Raw genomic sequence first — 842 nt, 5'->3', positions numbered from 1 at the left:
TGAATCACAAATGTAACTATTAGCAATAGATAGTAGTGCATTACTCTTTATTACTCGCATAGATATTATATTCTTAATCTTATTGTCTTACCTTATATCAATTAGCAATCTCAGCGCTTTTTTGGTTATATTTATAATTAAATACCTTAAGCCCAAGAGGAATCGAACCTCTGCCACACCGATATCAACGATGGGTACTAACCGCTATACTATAGGCTTTATATACATTAATTAGTTTTTAATCTACTTATATGTAAGGGGAGTTGGGATAATATCAAATGCCATTAGAATACTTGGAGCTAGTACTACGAAGGCAATAGCTAGAGGAAGCATATCTGTCCAACATAGTACCATTAGTTGGTCGTATCGAATTCGTGGGAATGTAGCTCGACACCAGACAAAGAAAAAGCAAATAATACATGTCTTAACTCCTAGTACAATACTTTGTAGGTTAACGAAGGTGTCGTTGATAAATAGTTCTGGCATGTTGTACCCACCTAGAAATAGGATTGCTGTTAGACATGACATTAGAACAATTGAACAGTATTCTCCTAGGAAGAAGAATACAAAGATCATACCACTGTGTTCAGTAAAGAAACCAGCTACTAGTTCTGATTCTGCTTCTGGTAGGTCAAATGGTGTACGATTAGTTTCAGCTAGTGCTGAAATTAGAAATACAATGAATACAGGTAGCATAGGAATAACAAACCAAATAGCTTCTTGATGTTCGATAATTGTTGTGATATTAAATGATCCTGTCATAAAGATCACTGTTAGAATTGCTGAACTTAGTACTAGTTCATATGAAATCATTTGAGCTGTTGATCGTAGTGATCCTAGAA

The 842-nt window shown here is 34.7% G+C and carries 1 protein-coding gene and 1 tRNA gene; both read right to left on the bottom strand.

The features are described 5' to 3' along the window. Nucleotides 1-147: 147 nt before the first annotated feature. Nucleotides 148-219 (bottom strand) — tRNA-Ile (locus ACYVJ0_RS13585). 24 nt (nucleotides 220-243) lie between these two features. Then, a partial coding sequence (locus ACYVJ0_RS13580) for a complex I subunit 1/NuoH family protein (RefSeq protein ID WP_460818392.1) occupies nucleotides 244-842 on the bottom strand: 599 nt, incomplete at its 5' end.

It is taken from the genome of Microbacterium petrolearium (assembly GCF_054782875.1).
Note: the sequence above shows the minus strand (reverse complement) of the source record. Positions and strands in the feature narration are given on the sequence as shown.